Here is an 18,814-nt window from a genome sequence, read left to right as displayed (position 1 = left end):
TCACTCTCCAGCCCGGTAGCGGTAGGTACGAGCGACAACCTGCATATCAAGCTGCTCTCCGTCTCCGCTGGTTGGTTTGATGGTGAAATCGTGCAGTGTCACGATCCGTGGAAGGCTGGCCACACTGCTCACGAACGACGCCAGCTCGTGATAGGAACCCGACACCTCGATATTGATGGGCAGCTCGGCATAGAAATCACGCCGCTGCTCCTGCTGGAGCTTGATCTGCTTCAGGGACAGGCCACTGCCCAGGGCCGTATTGGTGATATCTTCGAGCAGGCCGGGCACCTCAGTTTCGCTGGGGAGCTGCCGTACGAGTGCGCCGAAAGTCTCTTCCATCTCGGCCATCTGCGCCTTGAACACGTCCAGATTGGCCACCTGATAGGCCTTCTTTTCATATTCCTTGCGCTTTTCCTGCTCCTGTTTGGTCACTCGATCCAGCTGTGTGTACTGGTCCTTGATGAAGAACCAATAACCACCACCCAGAATCAGGCCGAACACGATCAGCACCACGATAGCTTTGATCGGAGCGGGCCAGATGCCAGCGTTATTGACATCCAGATCGTTTATATCGAATTCATTCAGGCTTTTGAGAGAGTCCGCGAGGCTCATTACTTATCCTCCCCTTCGGGCTCGGGGGTTTTCTGTTTAACCGTCAGATTGAACTGGCTGTACCCAGCACGACGGCTATCGGCTGCCGATACGTTGGAAAGATTGGGATCGGCAAACCAGTCGGACTCGTCAAACGAGCGCATCAGGGTGGAAATCCGGTTGTTGGATTCCGCCATACCCACGATTTGCAGGGTGTCACCGGTTCTCTTCAGATCCGTGTAGAAAAGACCGTCCGGCAAGGTTCGCACCAACTCGTCGAATATCCGCACGATGACCGGACGCTTGCCTTGAAGATCCTGGATGACCTTCATCCGGGCCAGAAGCTCGTCGCGCTTGCGCTTGAGATTCTCGATCTCCTTGATCTGGGCATCCAGTTTCTTTGCGGCGGTTTCGATGTAGGCATTCCGGGATTGCTGGTAGGCGATCCGGCTATCCATATCGGACTTCCACAGAAATACAAGGCCGGCTGCGATGATCATGGCGCCAAGCAACATCACAACAAATTGCTTCTGCTTCTCCGCGCGAAGTTCTTCACGCCAGGGTCTGAGGTTAATCTTTGCCATCAGTCGAAGCTCCTCATCGCCAGGCCACATGCAATCATCAGTGAGGGGGCATCGTTACCCAGGGCCGAAGCATTGACCCTGGATCCTACCGACATGTCCGCAAATGGGTTCGCAACCAGCGTGGGCGTCCCGGTCTTCTCCTCCACCATTTCCGTAAGACCCTGGATTGAAGCGGTTCCACCGGCAAGGACAACATAATCAACCGCGTTGTACTGGCTCGCACCGAAGAAGAACTGGAGCGCCCGGGCCACCTGCTGGACCACGGCTTCCCGGAACGGCATCAACACTTCGGTTTCATAGTCGTCCGGCAGGCCACCCTGCTTTTTCGCAAGCCCTGCCTCTTCGAGGGAGAGCCCGTAACGACGCTGAATTTCCTCGGTAAGCTGTTTGCCACCGAAGATCTGCTCACGGGTGTAAACCGTCTTGCCGTCGGCCAGAACGCTCAGGGTGGTCATCGTCGCCCCGATATCCACGATGGCAACGACCAGCTCCTCACCCTGCGATTCCAGTTGCGGCTCGATGAGCGAATAGGCACGTTCAAGCGCATAGGCCTCGACATCGACGATCCTGGTCGTCAGCCCGGCAATCTCGAGTGCATCTTCCCGGATATCGACGTTCTCTTTCCGGCAGGCGGCCAGCAAAACATCCACCTGATCCGGATTCGATTCGGAAGGACCCTGAACCTCGAAGTCAATGGCAACCTCGTCCAGGGGATATGGAATGTACTGATCTGCCTCGAGCGCGATCTGGTCTTCCATCTCGAACTCATTGAGACCGCTATCCATCTGGATCAGCTTGGTGATGACCGCAGAACCGGACACCGCCACTGCGACCTGCTTGACGCTGGTACGTGATTTGGACGCGACGCGTTTGAGGACTTCCCCGACCGCTTCGACATCCGTGATATTTTTCTCGACCACAGCGTTAGCTGGCAATGGCTCTACCGCATAGCTCTCGACCTTGTACCGGCTGCCCTGTTTCGACAGCTCCAGAAGCTTGACGGAGCTTGAGCTGACATCCACGCCCAACACTGCACTGGATTTCTTTCCAAACAATCCGAACACGCGCTCACCCTATACCTGGTTACATGCACCCGGTTAAATAACTTAGTGTTTTTTATGTAAGAGAATTTCTTTGTCTTTCCGTCTACAATGCCATTTCTTGTTTTACCGAGAAGCATTGCTTAACAGACGAGTGCCTCATTCTTCCTAAAGCAATTTCTCAAATGATAGACCTATATCCAACAGTTGTCAGAAAAAAATGTCTCATTTGTTGCGCACATCTCGCCTTTTCGCCTGGTTCTTTCTTACCGGACTGAGTGTCGCTGTTATCACAGTCTCAGGATTTTACCTTTATCTTCGCCCGGGCCTTCCGCCCGTACAACAGCTGCTGGACGTCAAGCTACAGACGCCCCTCAGGGTGTTTAGCGAAGACAACAGATTAATAGCAGAATTCGGTGAAAAGAGAAGGACCCCAATCACAATCGAACAGATCCCTACAATTCAGTTACAAGCCTTCATGGCGGCTGAAGACTCCCGCTTTTACGAGCACTTCGGGATCGACATCAAAGGCCTGGCGCGGGCTGCCGTGCAACTGGTATCCACCGGAGAAATCCAGTCCGGGGGCAGTACCATCACGATGCAGGTTGCAAAAAATTACTTTTTGTCACGCGACAGGACCTTCATCCGCAAGTTCAACGAGATACTGCTCGCTCTTCAGATCGAGCGTGAACTCGACAAAAACAAGATTCTTGAGCTCTATCTGAACAAGATCTACCTGGGCAACCGGGCCTACGGGCTTGCCGCCGCAGCGAGCGTCTATTACGACAAGCCAGTCAATGAACTGTCGCTGGCGCAGATGGCCATGCTGGCCGGATTGCCCAAAGCACCCTCAGCCTACAATCCGCTTGCAGATCCCGAACGCGCCATGAGCCGCCGTAACTGGATACTGGGCCGGATGCGCGACCTTGGATACATCACGGACGATGCCTACAGCCTGGCCGTCAAAGCGCCCCTTACCGCCAGCTATCACAGCATCGAGCCAGAAGTGGATGCCGATTACGTTGCAGAAATGGCACGCGCGGATATCGTCCGGCGTTTCGGTGACGGCGCTTACAGCGACGGCTATACCGTCACCCTCACCGTGAACAGCGAGAAGCAGCAGGCAGCAACGGAGTCCCTGCGGGACGGCCTTGAGGCCTATGATCGGCGACACGGTTTCCGGGGACCGATCGGCCATCTGGACAAGGCAACGCTGGACAGCCGCGGCGCCGACACACTGGTCAAGAATTACCCGACCGTCGAGGCACTTCGCCCTGCAATTACCACCGCCGTAAACGACGAGACCGGCCAGGTAAGCCTGTTCGCACGGGGGCTTGGCAACGTGGTGATGCCCTTCGAGACGATGACCTGGGCCAGACGTTACAAGACCGAGGACCTGAAAGGCGCCGCACCGAAGGCACCGTCGGACGTTCTGACTGTCGGCGATGTGGTCTACGTGAAAGCATTGGGCGACCAGCCATCCGAAGTGGATCAGCCAACACGAGTTGGCCTTAGCCAGGTGCCGCAGGTCGAGGGCGCCCTGATTTCACTCAAGGCGAAAAACGGAGCCATAGAGGCACTCAGTGGCGGCTACAGCTTCAACCAGAGCAAGTACAACCGGGCCACTCAGGCGGCCCGCCAGCCCGGATCGAACTTCAAGCCATTCCTCTATCTTATGGCGCTTACCAAGGGCAAGACCCCGGCCACCATCTACAACGACGCCCCCATCGTTTTCGATGACTCCAAGCTGGAGACGTCCTGGCGGCCCCAGAACTCTTCAGGCCAGTTCTATGGCCCGACCCGGCTGCGGGAAGCGCTCTACACATCAAGGAACATCGTTTCGATCCGGCTTCTGAGGGATCTGGGTATCGAGAATGCCCTGGACTTCCTCAAACAGCTCAAAATCCCCACAGACAAGATGCCTGACGATCTCTCCCTGGCACTGGGAAGCGGCCTGCTGTCCCCGATGGACGAGGCCCGGGGCATGGCCGTGATTGCCAATGGAGGTTATGACGTTCAGCCCTACCTGATCAAAACGATCCAGGATGTAAACGGCAAGGTCGTCTACCAGGCACCGGAGACCATTCTCTGTGACGAGGAGTGTGAGGCTAAAGAGCGTAACCCGGAGACACCCTTGCCGGAAGAAGCCGGCACCGAGGATGCCGCACAACCGGCGCCCCGGATCATGCATCGTCTGGTCGACAAGCGTTCGGTCTATATTCTCCACTCGATGATGAAAGACGTCATAAGAAAGGGAACCGGGCGGCGGGCCCTGAAACTGGATCGCTCTGATATCGCCGGGAAAACGGGAACCACCAACGATCAGCGCGACACCTGGTTCTCAGGGTTCAATCATCAGCTTGCAACCACGGTATGGGTCGGGTTCGATCAGCCTGCGCCCCTGGGCCGTGGCGAGTACGGGGCGAGCACGGCGCTTCCGATCTGGATTGACTACATGCGGGTTGCTCTGAAGGACACCCCCCTATCCAACATGCCGCGCCCCAACGGCATCGTTAACATCCGGATCGACCCGGAGACTGGTCAACGGGCGCGCCCCGGAGAAGACGGCGTGTTCGAAGTCTTCAAGGAAGAGGACGCACCCGCCCCTCTCGCGCCCGAGAAAGAGAGCCAGAAGAACGAGGAGCAGGAAGACAGCGGGCTCTCCCGACAGATTTTCTGACAACAGCTCAGATCCTCAGACACAAAAAAACCGGCGGAATCACCGCCGGTTTTTTTGTTGCACTTTTCGCCGCTCAGATAATGTCCTCCATGGACTTGAGCGGATAGTGCGCCGGGTACGGATTGCGGGCAACACCTGAATCCACGGCAGCACGGGCGACCGCAGCTGGAACGACCTCCAGCAGACGGACATCCATCGGCTTGGGAATAATGTATTCCCGACCGAATTCGAATTTGTCTACACCATACGCCTCGCAGATCTCCTGCGGCACCGGCTCCTTCGCCAGCTCACGAATGGCATGCACTGCAGCCACCTTCATTTCTTCGTTGATTGCTGTTGCCCGCACGTCCAGGGCCCCACGGAAGATGAACGGGAAGCCAAGAACATTGTTCACCTGGTTCGGATAGTCCGAGCGCCCCGTTGCCATAATCAAGTCATCGCGAACCGAGTTGGCCAGCTCCGGGCTGATTTCCGGATCCGGATTGGAACAGGCAAACACGATCGGGTTCGGCGCCATTTTCTTCAGCTGCTCGCCGGACAGCAGATCCGGACCGGAAAGACCAACAAACACATCGGCGCCGTCAATGGCATCATCGAGGGTGCGCTTGTCAGTGTCATTGGCAAACATGGCCTTGTACTGATTCAGGTCGTCACGCCCTGAATGGATGACACCCTTGCGGTCCAGCATGAAGATGTTTTCGGAGCGGACGCCACAGCTGATCAGCAGCTTCATGCAGGCATTCGCGGCAGCACCAGCGCCCAGGCAGACCACGGTCGCTTCCTCGATCTTCTTACCCTGCAACTCCAGGGCGTTGATCATCCCGGCTGCAGTTACGATCGCAGTACCATGCTGGTCATCGTGGAACACCGGAACACTGCATTTTTCGATCAGCGCACGCTCGATCTCAAAACATTCAGGCGCCTTGATATCCTCGAGATTGATTCCGCCAAAGGTATCCGCGATACGCTCGACCGTTTCGATAAAGGCCTGCGGACTCTCCGAGTCGACTTCAATATCGAACACATCGATCCCGGCGAAGCGCTTGAACAGCACGCCCTTTCCTTCCATGACCGGCTTGCTGGCCAGCGGTCCAAGATTACCCAGACCCAAAATCGCAGAGCCATTGGAAATCACAGCGACAAGGTTGCCCTTCCCTGTGTATTTGTAAGCATTCTCCGGGTCTTTCGCGATCTCGCGGACCGGCTCGGCAACCCCGGGACTGTACGCCAAAGAAAGGTCGCGGGAGGTTTTGGTCGGCTTGGTGATTTCAACACTCAGCTTTCCCGGCCGCGGTTTGGCGTGATATTCAAGGGCTGCTGCTTTCAGATCTTGAGACATTGCCACTGTTCCGTTTGTCACGTTTAAAGGTAATGATCCACCGATGCTCCGGCAGAGCGCGCCATTATGGCCCGCCGGACCCAAAACGACAAGTAGCCCATGCACAACTTTCGTGCCGTCAATACGTCCATTTGCTTATATCGCACCACGCTACATACTTTCAGCGAGCCACAAAAAAAGCGCCTGAAGGCGCTTTTTTCAATAACATCTCGACTGGATTACGACTTTTTGCCGCCGATCCGACCGCCGAAACGCTTGTTGAACCGGTCAATACGACCACCGGTATCCATCACTTTCTGCTTGCCAGTGTAGAACGGGTGGCACTGGGAGCATACGTCCAGCTGCAGATCGTGACCAACGGTTGAGCGGGTCTGGATAACATTACCGCAAGAGCAGGTCGCGGTAATTTCTTCGTACTTCGGGTGGATACCTTCTTTCATGACGAACCTCTATCGGTCATGCCGCTACCCGGTCACGGGCACTCAGCCCGGCGCCAGGCACCGCATGTTTGAATCAAAGTAAAAGGCAAGGCAAAATCAGCCCTCGCCCAAAATCAGACCGCGAATCATACTTGCAAAGCCGAATCCAGGCAAGCCTTCAGGGTGTCCCGAAACCCGATGGTAGGTAAAATCCGCAGGCCTGACACCAATGGAGTTCCAGTGCCCAAAACTGTGCGAATTGCCTTGAACAGGCCACTCCGTCGACTGTTCGACTACACGGTACCGGAAGGACTGGCACTCACCCGGGGACAACGGGTCCAGATCCCGTTCGGTCGTCAGCAGTTGACCGGACTGGTGGCCGAAACCGATTCTCCCCCTCCGGAAGGCATTCCCCTGAAACCGGTTACCGGCGCTCTTGAGAGCTGGCCAGCCTTACCCCCCGAAACAGTCGACCTACTCACGTGGGCCAGCACCTATTATCAGCACCCCCTCGGAGAATGCCTGTTTACGGCCCTACCGCCGGCTTTGCGTAAAGGTCGGAGCGCCGAAGTCGCCGAGGAACGCTTCTGGACATCAGCCCAGTCCGGCGAGCCGTTGCCGGCCAACGCCCATCGTCAGAGGGCGTTACTGGACTGGCTCTCAGATCAGCCGGCCCCTGTCAGCGAGCGCGCGATCCGGGATGCCGGCTTCACCCTGAATCAGATCAAGGCATTGGCGGATAAGGGCCGGATCAGCCATGCAGTTCCGGCGGCAAAACATGCTATCGAGCCATCGCCTGTCGCTCCGCCGCGCCTGACCCCGGTACAACAGCACGCAGCCGAACAATTGCAACAGGTTCGAACGGGCTTTGACGCCTGCCTTCTCTACGGCATCACCGGCAGCGGGAAGACCGAACTGTATCTTCATTACCTGAAACATCAGTTGGCGTCATCCGATCAAGCCCTGGTGCTGGTGCCGGAGATCAACCTTACCCCCCAGACCGTGGCCCGGTTCCGTCACTATTTCGGCGACCGGGTCGTTGTCTGGCATTCGGCCCTGAACGACGGCGAACGCCTGGCAACCTGGCTGAAAGTCCGGAACGGGGACCCCATTGTCCTGATCGGGACGCGTTCGGCGGTGCTGCTCCCGTTCGCGAGACTGAAAACCATCATTGTCGACGAAGAGCACGACACATCCTACAAACAGGGAGAAGGCTTTCGTTATTCTGGCCGGGACCTTGCCGTGTACCGTGCCCACCTCAATGAATGCCCGGTCATCCTCGGCTCGGCGACACCATCGCTGGAGTCCTACAACAATGCCCTTCAGGGCAAATACCGGTTAGTCAAACTGGAACAGCGAGCCAAAAAGGCGTCACCGCCCACCCTGAAGCTGCTCGATATACGAAGCCGCCCCCTCGAGGGCGGACTGTCCCGACCGGCACTTAAGGCAATCCGAGAGACTCTGGACCGCGGCGAACAGGCCCTGGTGTTCGTGAACCGGCGCGGTTTTGCACCAATCATGATGTGCTTCGACTGCGGACACATCGTCGAATGCCCGCGGTGCGATACCCGACTCACCTACCACCGAAGGGATCGGGCCATGCGCTGCCATCACTGCGATTACCAGACCGCAGCAACCAGCCACTGCCCCCAATGCCAGAGCGAAGCGTTCAAACCCGTCGGACAAGGCACCGAACGCACCGAAGATGTCCTGACGCAGTCACTGCCGGACATCCCCATCGTTCGGGTCGACCGTGACAGCACTCAACGCAAGGGGAGCATCCAGTCGATCCTTGATCGGGTAAACAGCGGCGCACCCTGCGTGCTGGTGGGCACCCAGATGCTTGCCAAGGGGCACGATTTTCCGAAAGTCACCCTGGTGGTCGTGGTCAATGCCGATGGCGGACTCTTCAGCGTCGATTTCCGGGCCCCCGAACAGCTGATCCAGACACTGCTTCAGGTCAGCGGGCGAGCCGGCCGCGCCGAAAGACCCGGAACCGTGCTGATCCAGACCTGCCACAGCGATCACCCGTTGCTCAAATCCCTGTGCAACGACCACTATCTAAAAATCGCTGATCAACTGCTCGCGGAACGGGAGGCCAACCGATTCCCTCCCTTCAGGCACATGGCGATCTTCAGGGCCGAAGCCGATACCATGCAGGCCAGCCTGGAACTGCTGGACTCCATCAAACCCCTGGCGCTGCGCCCCGGCATCGAAACCTGGGGGCCGCTGCCGGCCATGATTGCACGTCGGGCCGATCGCCACCGGGCCCAGCTGATCCTTCTTTCGGAACATCGAGGGCGCCTTAACACGACGCTATCGACAATCTGCCAGGCACTGGATCAGCGCAAGCTCTCCGCCCGGCTCCGATGGATGATCGACGTCGACCCACAGGAAACGGGCTAAGTGCAAGAAAAGACAAAGCTCACAGTCTTTCAATCTATAACATTCTTTTGCAGAAAAAGCTGGCCGCAATCATTGCAGTTTTTTCATTTGTGCTATTATTTTCAGCAAACTAACCAACCTACTTAGGAAAACACCTGAGCTTGCGTATCTCATGCAGGGATTGCGCAGTGAAAAGGCTTTTGCTGTAAACAAAACTGGAGACGAAAAATGTCAGGGAAAATCATTGCGCGTGCGACTGCGTTAACACTAACGGCGTTATTGGCGGCTTGCGGAGGGGACAGTGGCTCTTCCTCACTTGCAGATACTGGGACCAGCAGCTCATCTGGAGGAACAACTTCAACAAATGCAGGAGACACAACCCAGGAAGTGACTGTTGGCCTCGGAACAGGTTCGGGCGATTCTTTCGTTGAAGGACAAATCGAATCCGATATAACTAGCCTGGCAGCCGGGGGCCAAACCAAGCTCAGAGTCTATGTAGTAAACAAATCCGACGGGAACTCGCTAATCACCGGAAGCGATAGCGAGGTTCGTTTTTCATCCACGTGCATTTCGCTAAATACAGCAATAATTAACTCCCCGATTACCACTTCTGATGGCATTGCTGAAACCACATACACTGCTGCAGGGTGCAGTCCAACCGACCTGATTGAAGCAACATATGGATCCGCAACAGCCAGCGTAAAGCTCAATATCGCAGCTCCCAGCGCTGATCGAATTGTTTCAGTGCCACTCACCACCAACTCGATTGCTCCGAGCGGGTCAGGCTCGACTTCTCGACCATCCGAAGCACGAGTCACTTTCAATGTTGTTGACCAAAATGGTGACGGGGTAAAAGGCGTCGATGTCAGCTTCAGCTTGTCAGGTGACGATCCAAATGCAACGACTCCTGTGACTCTCGGTACCAACAAAGCAGTCTCATCAACTGGCGGGGAAGTTTCCACACTTGTTGTAGCAGGATCGTCATCAACAGTCGTTCGAGTAATTGCTTCCATCGAGACAGATTCAGGTACTCGAAATACAGAATCTCAGCCAATAGCTATAAATTCATTAATCCCAGTAGATACGGGCTTTACGATATCTGCAGACAATTTCATTCCGGACGCGCAATTTACCGCCGGAGTGCCAGTATCCTTATCTGTATATGCAACCGACAAAAATGGTCAAAATATTAGGGGGAACACCATTGTAAATTTCACTACAGATGGGGGATCCGTAATACCTGAATGCACCTTGGACGATCAAGGAACCTGCACAGTTCAATGGCGAAGCCAGGCTCCATGGCTAACCAAACCAACGATTACAGCATCGACAATTGGCGAGAAAAAAAGCACTGGCGAAGTGGCAACAATATCTCAAAATTTAACTTTGTTTGTATCAAGTTCGCGTGACCCGATTGTATCTCTTAATCCAGGTCCAGAGGCAAATCAGTACTGCGCCAATGCATCGGTTGCCGCTCAAGACGGTAGCCGGATATATCCGGCTGATGGCACGACAATATCTTTCAGCGGCGATGGTGTCACAATCCTGTCTGCCAAATCCACTTTGGAAATCAAGGGAGCCAACGGCACACCTTCAAATGAAAGCGCGTTCCAAGGCTGCATCTTCGCTAAACAAGAGGTATCAGGCACCCCCGGCTCGCTGAACGTGACCGTAACTACACCTGGCGGAGAGATCGCTGAGGACATCATAGACATTTAAAGCCCTTACCCGCTTAGCAAAACGCCCGGCTCCTGCCGGGCGTTTTGCTTGCAGGGGCACTTTCCGCGATAATACGCGTCTTTATTCCTCCGGCGATCTCCGCCGCGCTCAAACTTTCATTTAATCCGAGTCGTCCGACAGCATGAAAGAGACCGTTTCCGAGCTGCTACAATCCGCACTGGCCGCCCTTCAATCCGAGGGCACCTTACCCGCAGACCAGACCTTCACGCCCCAGATCGGCAACACCAAGGACAAGGCACACGGCGATTACGCCTGCAACATTGCCCTGGTCGCCTCCAAGGCTGCGGGATGCCCACCGCGACAGCTGGCGGAAGCCCTGGTCAGACATCTGCCGGACAGCAATGCGGTCGCCAAGGTGGAGATTGCGGGTCCCGGGTTCATCAACTTTTTCATGAGCACCGAGAGTGCATTCGAAATCGTCAACACGATTCTCGCCGATGGCGAACAGTTTGGCCGAAATGATCATGGTCAGGGCCAGAAAGTTCAGGTTGAGTTCGTTTCGGCCAACCCGACTGGCCCACTGCATGTCGGGCATGGCCGGGGAGCCGCCATCGGCGACTGTCTCAGCCGCCTGCTGGAAGCCAACGGTTTTGATGTCACCCGCGAGTTCTACTACAACGACGCCGGCGCGCAGATCAATAACCTGGCATTGTCTGTTCAGGCAAGAACCAAAGGACTGACACCGGACGATGCCAGCTGGCCGGCGGATGGTTACCGCGGAAACTACATCCTCGATGTAGCGAACGCCTACCTGGCCGGCGAAACCGTGACAGCCGATGACCGTGAGGTGACCGGCAAGGGCGACCCGGACGACCTGGATGCGATCCGCGAGTTCGCCGTCGCCTACCTGCGCCGGGAACAGGATCTTGACCTGAAAGCCTTCGGGGTCGAGTTTGACGTATATTTCCTTGAATCATCGCTCTACGAAAACGGCAAAGTAGAGGCCACCGTCGAGCGGCTGAAGGAAAATGGCTACACCTATGAAAAAGACGGAGCCATGTGGCTGCGGACCACGGAATTCGGCGATGACAAAGACCGGGTCATGCGCAAGAAGGACGGCGGTTACACCTATTTCCTGCCAGACGTTGCCTACCACCTGAACAAGTGGGAACGTGGCTTCACCACCGTCATCAATGAGCAGGGTGCTGACCACCACTCGACCATTACCCGGGTTCGCGCCGGACTTCAGGCCTTGAACGCTGGAATTCCGAAAGGCTGGCCGGACTACGTTCTGCATCAGATGGTCATGGTGACGCGCTCGGGCCAGGAAGTGAAAATTTCAAAACGGGCCGGTAGTTACGTGACCGTTCGCGACCTGATCGATGAAGTGGGCCGGGATGCAACCCGGTTTTTCCTGGCCGCCCGCCGGGTGGACTCCCAATTGACCTTCGATATCGACCTGGCCCGCTCCCAGACCAATGAAAACCCGGTCTACTACATTCAGTATGCCCATGCCCGTATTTGCAGCGTCCTGCGCAAGCTGGCAGACGAAGGCATCAAGCGGGATCGCAATGAATGCGTGGGCGACCTGTCGCTACTCACCCTGGACGAGGAGAAGGATCTGGCAAACCAGCTCGCGAAATACCCTGAACTGATTGCCAACGCAGCGGCCCAGCGTGAACCGCACCATGTAGCGCACTATCTCCGGGAGCTGGCCGGGCAATTCCACACCTACTACAACGCCCGCAAGGTGTTGATTGAAGATGCAGCTGTCAGGGATGCCAGAGTGAGCCTTTACCTGGCGATCCGTCAGGTGCTGGCAAATGGCCTGGACATTCTGGGCGTCGGCGCACCGGAAGAGATGTAAAACGACACAATGTCCCGAGATTACGCCCGAAAAGAGCGGCCAACCCGCTCGTCTGCTACCCCCCGGAAATCCTCATCCGGGGGAAGCCGCGCCAAAGCCCGCCCGCGGACACCGGCACCTGCAAGGCGACAGGGCGGCGGTCTGTCACTAAAATGGATTCTCTCCCTCGCGGCGGTGGGCGGTTTCATCGGGTTCATCGTTTACCTGAATTCACTGCCGGCCGGATCTCCCGGGCCTGCCGCCACGACGGTCGTCGAAAAAACCGCGCCGAAGGCCCCGGAAGCAAAGAAAGAACCTGAGAAAAAGCAGGAATTCCGTTTCTACGAAATGCTGCCGGATTCAGAAGTGGTGCCACCGAAGGTGGATGAATACAGTCCACCGAAATCCATGACCGAATACGACTATGTCGTCCAGTCCGGTTCCTTCAGGCACCGTGAGGATGCGGAACGACAGCGCGCCCAGATTGCCTTCCAGGGGTTGCGGGCAAGCATCCAGAGAATCGACCTTGAAAGCGGTTCCGTCTGGTACCGGGTCAACGTTGGCCCCTTCACCTCGAGAAGCGAGATGAATGCCGCCGTCGACAAACTGGTCTCATTGAACATATCTCCGCTGATACGGAAAATCCCCAAGAAAGAAGGGTGAGCGCCGTTTTTTCCTGCGCCGCCACCCTTGAAAATGCCTCCGAAGCCTCCATAAAACCCGAATACCGATTCTATTCAGGCAATTGGAGCCCACATGACTACCATTCTTTCCGTCAGACGAGACGACGAAGTCGCCATGGGTGGCGACGGCCAGGTTTCTCTCGGCAATACGGTGATGAAGGGCAATGCACGGAAAGTGCGCCGGCTCTACAACGGCAAAGTTATTGCCGGTTTCGCCGGCGGTACGGCGGACGCTTTTACGCTCTTTGAGCGATTCGAGGCCCAACTCGAGAAACACCAGGGCAACCTGACCCGGGCTGCGGTCGAGCTGGCGAAAGACTGGCGAACGGACAGGGCCCTGAGAAAACTCGAAGCGCTTCTGGCCGTCGCGGATAAGACAGCCTCCCTGATCATCACCGGCAATGGCGACGTGATTGAGCCGGAACAGGGGTTGATCGCCATCGGGTCCGGCGGTCCCTTTGCCCAGGCATCAGCAAGAGCCCTGCTCGAAAACACCGAACTGTCCGCCCATGAGATCGTGGAGAAAGGCCTCGATATCGCGGCCGACATCTGCATCTACACCAACCACAATCGCACCGTCGAAGTGCTGCCCATCCAAGACTGATCAACGATCCGGAGCGACCATGTCTGCAATGACACCCCGTGAAATTGTCCACGAACTCAACAAACACATCGTGGGCCAGGAAGACGCCAAACGGGCTGTAGCCATTGCCCTGCGCAACCGCTGGCGTCGGATGCAGCTGGACACCGGGCTACGGGAAGAAATAACCCCGAAAAACATTCTCATGATCGGCCCGACCGGTGTTGGCAAAACAGAGATCGCGCGGCGCCTGGCAAAGCTCGCGGATGCGCCCTTCCTGAAGGTAGAGGCAACCAAGTTCACCGAAGTTGGCTACGTCGGCCGTGATGTCGAATCCATCATCCGTGATCTGGCCGATATGGCCATCAAAATGCTTCGGGAACAGGAAATGAAGCGCCACGGAAATCGGGCGCTTGATGCTGCCGAAGAACGGATTCTGGACGCACTCCTGCCCCCGCCCCGCGACTTTCAGGAAGACAGCCAGCGAACCGGCAATGATTCCAGTACCCGCCAGCTGTTCCGGAAAAAACTGCGTGAGGGCGAGCTCGACGACAAGGAAATCGAGATCGATCTCAGCAACGCCGGGCCCGGCGTTGAAATCATGGCGCCTCCCGGCATGGAGGAAATGACCAGCCAGCTGCAGAGCATGTTCTCCAACCTGTCCTCCGACAAGCGCAAGACCCGCAAGATGAAGGTTTCGGAGGCACTGAAGCGCGTGAAGGACGAGGAAGCGGCCAAACTGGTCAACGAGGAAGAGATCAAACAGAAGGCCATCCAGGCGGTCGAGCAGAACGGCATCGTATTCATCGACGAGATCGACAAGGTCGCCAAGCGTTCCGAGAACACCTCATCGGACGTTTCCCGCGAAGGGGTTCAGCGGGACCTGCTTCCTCTGATTGAGGGCAGCACCGTCAGCACCAAGTACGGGGCTGTCCGGACCGACCACATCCTGTTCATCGCGTCCGGGGCATTCCACCTTTCAAAGCCTTCCGACCTTATCCCGGAACTGCAGGGTCGACTGCCCATACGGGTGGAGCTGCAGGCCCTGACACCAGAGGATTTCAAACGCATCCTGACGGAGCCGGATGCCTCACTGGTGCAGCAATACGAAGCGTTGATGGCTACCGAGGGTGTCAAGCTGACCTTTGCCGAGGACGCCATCGCCCGTATCGCCGAAGTGGCATGGAAGGTGAACGAAACCACCGAGAACATCGGTGCTCGCCGCCTGCACACGGTACTGGAAAGGCTGCTGGAAAGCCTCTCCTACGATGCCGGTGACAAGGTCACCGAGACCTTTGAGGTCACGGCAGCGTATGTAGACGAGAAGCTGGGCGAACTGGCGGAAGACGAAGATCTGAGCCGCTATATTCTCTGAGGCGAAGTCGGGGTCAGATGAAAGAACCATCTGACCCTTTTTTGCTCAGCAGACCTTATTGGGCACGGGAAAAAAGGTGGGTGACGTTGTCCAGGCTCGCCGCCAGCCTGCCCTTCTGGGCCTGCTTCTTGCGCCCTTTGGCCACGTAAAGCGGCAGCATTTCTCCGTAGAGACTCGTGCTGATGGTGCGCTGCTCATCTTCCAGCCGATCCCGACGGAGCCGAATCCCATATTTGGCCAGTCTTGGCTCCAATTCATCAGCCCGATTCAGAAGATCCCGGCGGGTCATCTGATAGGCATGTTCGCAGACCATTCGCCGGCTCTGGAAACTGAACACATTCGAGAAAAACAGCTTGGCGTCATCCCGGGTGGGCTCGAACAGGAGAATGTCCTTGTCCGGATAATCCCTGGCGTACTGGGCAATGCCGGACTGCATCCGCGAATACACCATGGTGCGGAACATCTGTGACAACAGGTTGGGCAATCCGGACCGCGTCAGCTCACCCGGCTGCATCGATCCGGCGCGAACCGCGGCACTGGCGTCAATCGGCACCTGGGGATTCACCGCAAAGACCAGATCGGCACCGTCCTCAAACGCCACCGACGCGTGCAGGCCCTTGCGGAGGGTTCCGTCCACGTAGTAACGCCCGTCGATCTCCACCGGCACATACAGACCCGGGGACGCTGTGCTCGCCTGGATCGCCTTTGAAATAGGCACATGATCGAATCCCGGGGCACCAAAGCACACCGCCTCGGTACTTTCCACATCAGCGGCAACCACATACAGGCTATGCTTCAGCTGTCGGAAATCGTTACTGCGTCCGAGCATCGTAAATGCCCGCTTCAGATATTCATGCAGGCCTTCATTATCAAACAGACCAGCCGGAGCCGCCTGTGCCAGAATCGTCAGCGCCTCCAGGAAGCTTTGATCGTAAGGGTTGTTGATAAATCGGCTCAGGGCCGTCGCCATCAACCCGGGCACGGCCATCAGCCGGCTGCCGATTTCCCCGAAAGCCGGGCGATAGAAGACTTCCGGATGAAAGGGATGGACCTCGGCCTCGTTACGGACAAAGATGCGACAGAGTTGCGCTGTGGTCATCTGATTCGCCAGATTGGCCGCCGCAAAGGACCCTGCGTTGACGCCTACATAGACATCCAGGTTGTTGAAATCCAGGCCATCCAGCGCCTCGTCCAGAGCCCGCAGAGCACCGATTTCGTAAATACCGCCCAGCGGACCACCGCCGCCCAGGGCCAGACCGATCCTCGGCCCGGATGTTCGCTCCGTAGAAGATGCCATTCTCTGCTCCTTAGACCGCCTGTTCCGCAAATGCGGCAGATGAGGTTTTACCCGGACGCAGGTAGCGACCGAATCCGGCGTTTCTGAGGGCAAGATCGACGCAACTCTTGATCACATGCGGCGAGTCCAGCAGGAGAACGTCTTCCAACAACTGCATGGCCCATTCCCGCCCGACGCTGCGAATGACCGACTTGACCTTTGGCAGACTCGCTGCGTTCATCGAGAGCGAGTCGTAACCCATCGCCATCAGCAACAACGCGCCTCCCGGATCACCGGCCAGCTCACCACAGATCCCCACGGGCTTGCCAACGGCATGGGCATCCTGTGCAACCCGTACCAACGCCTGCAGCACCGCGGGATGGTAGGAATGATAGAGTTGCGCGACCCGGGGGTTGTTTCGGTCCACCGCCAGCAGATACTGGGTCAGATCGTTGGACCCCACGGACAGGAAGTCGACGCGATCGGCCAGTTCACGAATCTGGTAGACCGCGGCAGGCACCTCCACCATAACGCCGACCTTTGGCATATGGATATCGTAGCCCTCTTCCCGCACCTCGTGATACACCCGGTAAATCAGGTGCAGCGACTCTTCCACTTCCGAAATATTGCTGATCATGGGCAACATGATCTGCAGGTTGTTGAGCCCTTCGCTGGCCTTGAGCATCGCCCTAACCTGCACCAGGAAAATCTCGGGATGATCCAGGGTTACCCTAATGCCGCGCCAGCCAAGAAACGGGTTTTCTTCCTGGATGGGGAAATAGGTCAGCGCCTTGTCGCCGCCGACATCCAGCGTCCGCATGGTAACCGGACTGGGCGCAAAGGCTTCGAGCTGTTCCCGGTAGTATTCCCGCTGCTCCTGCTCTGACGGAAACCGGTCCTTGATCATGAACGGCACTTCCGTGCGGTACAGACCAATGCCCTCCGCCCCGTGGGAAAGGGATCGCACCACATCGGTCATCAGTCCGGTGTTGACCAGCAGGGAGACACGGTGACCATCGGTGGTCTCGCAGGGCTTGTCCCGAAGCACCTCGAGCCCCTTGATAAGCTCGTCTTCCTCATCACAGATGGCCTGATAGAAGGCTCGCAGATCCGAGGACGGTGAGGCAAAGATCTGCCCTTCGAATCCGTCGACAATCAACTCCTTGCCATCGAGCTGATTCACCGGGATATCCACCAGCCCCATGACCGTGGGCACGCCCATGGCCCGGGCAAGGATCGCCACGTGGGAGTTGCTCGAGCCCTTGACCGACACCAGTCCGACCAGTTGACCCTTGGGCACTTCACCCAGCATGGCTGGCGTGAGTTCCTCGCTCACGAGGACGGTTCTTTCGGGATAAATCAGATGCTTCTGCTCACCTTCCTGCAGGTGGGACAAAACCCGGCGACCGAGGTCACGAACATCCACCGCCCGCTCCTGCAGGTAGTGGTCATCCATCCGCTCGAAATGCCGGACGTACTGTTGAACCACCTGTTTCAGCGCACCCTGGGCCCAGATCCCTTCGCGAATGCGGTTTGCGACCTCTCCGGGTAATGCCTCATCGCCCAGCATACGCAGGTAGACGTCGAATAACGCCTGCTCTTCCGGGCGGAGTTGACTGGCCAGACGATTGGCGACCCGCTCGATATCCTCTCGCACAGCTTTCACCGCCGCCTGGAACAGGGCCAGCTCACCGTCAATGTCTTCAGTGGGCTTCTCGGGGACCACATCAAGGTCCGCAGCCGGATAAACCACCACGCCACTTCCGATCGCCACGCCGGGTGCACCAGGAACACCGTTGAAGCTGACATCCCGTGCCTCCTCACCGGTCAGGGACATCCCACTGATGGCGCCAGTCGCCTCACTATGGGCTATCACTCCTGCCAGCTGGGCAGAAACGGTGACCAGAAAAGCCTCTTCGCCTTCGTCAAAGCAGCGTGAACTCTCGCGCTGCTGGACGACCAGAACGCCGAGAACCCGGCGGTGGTGAATAATGGGCACGCCCAGAAAGGAGCGGAAACGTTCTTCACCCGTTTCCGGGAAGTAGCGGTAGCGAGGATGGGAAGGGGCATCTTCCAGATTGATGGGCTCTTCGCGGGAGCCCACCAGACCGACGAGCCCCTCCGAGTAACCCAGGCTGACCTGACCGACGGCCTTGCGATAGAGCCCCTCGGTCGCCATCAGGATGTAGCGATTGGTGGCCGGATCCAGCAGGTAGACGGAACACACCTCGGTGCCCATGGCTTTTTGCACCCGCGATACGATGATATCCAACGCCTCCTGCAGGTCGCGGGCGCCGTTTACCTCTTGTACAAGACTTCGCAGTATGCTCAGCATG

At 57.1% G+C, this 18,814-nt stretch carries 14 protein-coding genes; 7 read left to right on the top strand and 7 right to left on the bottom strand.

What is annotated here, in order from left to right; genetic code table 11:
- From MLD04_RS17300 to MLD04_RS17290, 3 genes are read right to left on the bottom strand one after another with little or no spacing between them, the layout of a single operon-like run.
- Positions 1-612 (bottom strand): type IV pilus inner membrane component PilO, encoded by a 612-nt coding sequence (locus MLD04_RS17300; RefSeq protein ID WP_248160657.1) that lies wholly within the window; start codon positions 610-612, stop codon positions 1-3.
- Positions 612-1,175: a PilN domain-containing protein gene (locus MLD04_RS17295; protein ID WP_248160656.1), complete on the bottom strand. Its 564-nt coding sequence runs from the start codon at positions 1,173-1,175 to the stop codon at positions 612-614. The genes MLD04_RS17300 and MLD04_RS17295 overlap by 1 nt, the downstream gene beginning before the upstream one ends.
- Positions 1,175-2,239, bottom strand: coding sequence for a type IV pilus assembly protein PilM (locus MLD04_RS17290; protein WP_248160655.1), 1,065 nt, complete (start codon positions 2,237-2,239; stop codon positions 1,175-1,177). Before MLD04_RS17290 ends, MLD04_RS17295 begins: the two co-directional genes overlap by 1 nt.
- 196 nt (positions 2,240-2,435) lie before the next feature.
- Here MLD04_RS17290 and MLD04_RS17285 point away from each other — a divergent pair, with 196 nt between their 5' ends.
- Entirely contained in the window at positions 2,436-4,895 is a 2,460-nt protein-coding gene (locus MLD04_RS17285; protein WP_248160654.1) for a penicillin-binding protein 1A, read from the top strand.
- Positions 4,896-4,968: 73 nt separating this feature from the next.
- Here the strand turns inward: MLD04_RS17285 and MLD04_RS17280 are convergent, their stop codons facing one another.
- Positions 4,969-6,234: a malic enzyme-like NAD(P)-binding protein gene (locus MLD04_RS17280; RefSeq protein WP_248160653.1), complete on the bottom strand. Its 1,266-nt coding sequence runs from the start codon at positions 6,232-6,234 to the stop codon at positions 4,969-4,971.
- 218 nt (positions 6,235-6,452) lie between these two features.
- Complete coding sequence (rpmE, locus tag MLD04_RS17275) at positions 6,453-6,674, bottom strand: 50S ribosomal protein L31 (RefSeq protein ID WP_008940764.1); 222 nt, start codon at positions 6,672-6,674, stop codon at positions 6,453-6,455.
- 219 nt (positions 6,675-6,893) lie between these two features.
- On the opposite strand from rpmE, the gene MLD04_RS17270 reads away from it, so the two are divergent.
- The 6 genes from MLD04_RS17270 to hslU all read left to right on the top strand — a co-directional run bounded on the left by MLD04_RS17270 (position 6,894) and on the right by hslU (position 15,202).
- A complete protein-coding gene (locus MLD04_RS17270) occupies positions 6,894-9,059 on the top strand; it encodes a primosomal protein N' (protein ID WP_248160652.1) in 2,166 nt (721 codons plus the stop codon).
- 207 nt (positions 9,060-9,266) lie between these two features.
- On the top strand, positions 9,267-10,757 hold the full coding sequence (locus MLD04_RS17265; RefSeq protein ID WP_248160651.1) for a hypothetical protein: 1,491 nt from the start codon (positions 9,267-9,269) through the stop codon (positions 10,755-10,757).
- Positions 10,758-10,899: 142 nt separating this feature from the next.
- Entirely contained in the window at positions 10,900-12,585 is a 1,686-nt protein-coding gene (gene argS / locus MLD04_RS17260) for an arginine--tRNA ligase (protein ID WP_248160650.1), read from the top strand.
- 9 nt (positions 12,586-12,594) lie between these two features.
- A complete protein-coding gene (locus tag MLD04_RS17255) occupies positions 12,595-13,227 on the top strand; it encodes an SPOR domain-containing protein (RefSeq protein ID WP_248160649.1) in 633 nt (210 codons plus the stop codon).
- 93 nt (positions 13,228-13,320) lie between these two features.
- A complete protein-coding gene (hslV, locus tag MLD04_RS17250; RefSeq protein ID WP_248160648.1) occupies positions 13,321-13,851 on the top strand; it encodes an ATP-dependent protease subunit HslV in 531 nt (176 codons plus the stop codon).
- 19 nt (positions 13,852-13,870) lie between these two features.
- Entirely contained in the window at positions 13,871-15,202 is a 1,332-nt protein-coding gene (hslU, locus tag MLD04_RS17245; RefSeq protein ID WP_248160647.1) for an ATP-dependent protease ATPase subunit HslU, read from the top strand.
- Positions 15,203-15,257: 55 nt separating this feature from the next.
- On the opposite strand, the gene MLD04_RS17240 is transcribed toward hslU, so the two are convergent.
- The gene (locus MLD04_RS17240) at positions 15,258-16,499 is read right to left on the bottom strand and encodes a patatin-like phospholipase family protein (protein ID WP_248160646.1); all 1,242 of its coding nucleotides are present in this window, start codon (positions 16,497-16,499) and stop codon (positions 15,258-15,260) included.
- Between the two features lie 10 nt (positions 16,500-16,509).
- Entirely contained in the window at positions 16,510-18,813 is a 2,304-nt protein-coding gene (gene ptsP / locus MLD04_RS17235; protein ID WP_248160645.1) for a phosphoenolpyruvate--protein phosphotransferase, read from the bottom strand.
- Position 18,814 lies beyond the last annotated feature (1 nt).

The sequence above is a fragment of the Marinobacter koreensis genome, from assembly GCF_023156285.1.
Classification (GTDB): domain Bacteria; phylum Pseudomonadota; class Gammaproteobacteria; order Pseudomonadales; family Oleiphilaceae; genus Marinobacter; species Marinobacter koreensis.
Note: the sequence above shows the minus strand (reverse complement) of the source record. Positions and strands in the feature narration are given on the sequence as shown.